Source organism: Oleiphilus sp. HI0123 (assembly GCF_001635315.1).
Genome location: NZ_LWGE01000360.1, coordinates 1 through 404 on the forward strand (window position 1 = coordinate 1; position 404 = coordinate 404).

1 pseudogene is annotated in these 404 nt (G+C 49.3%); it reads left to right on the forward strand.

Annotation, left to right across the window (positions count from 1 at the left end):
• Positions 1-404 (forward strand): annotated as a pseudogene (locus A3761_RS03435) (bifunctional prephenate dehydrogenase/3-phosphoshikimate 1-carboxyvinyltransferase); the annotation flags it as partial.

Consider the following 404-nt stretch of genomic DNA (forward strand, 5'->3'; position numbering starts at 1 on the left):
GAAGGGCGAGTTAAGATTCATGGTGTTGGTCTGCATGGTCTTCAAGCGCCTCCTGGGCCACTTTACCTTGGTAACTCAGGAACTGGTATGCGTTTATTTGCCGGTCTACTTGCCGGGCAAAAATTTGATACGGAATTGACGGGTGATGAGTCTTTATCTAAGCGGCCAATGGAGCGAGTTGCTGGCCCATTACGTCAAATGGGTGCGAAAATTGAGTCTGCGGAAGGTGGACGTCCGCCTCTAAAAATTAGTGGTTCTCAAACTCTGGCAGGTATTCGTTATGATATGCCAATGGCCAGTGCGCAAGTAAAGTCTTGTTTGTTATTGGCGGGCTTATACGCTGATGGCGAAACACAGGTTCAGGAGCCAGCGCCGACTCGAGACCATACAGAGCGTATGCTTAA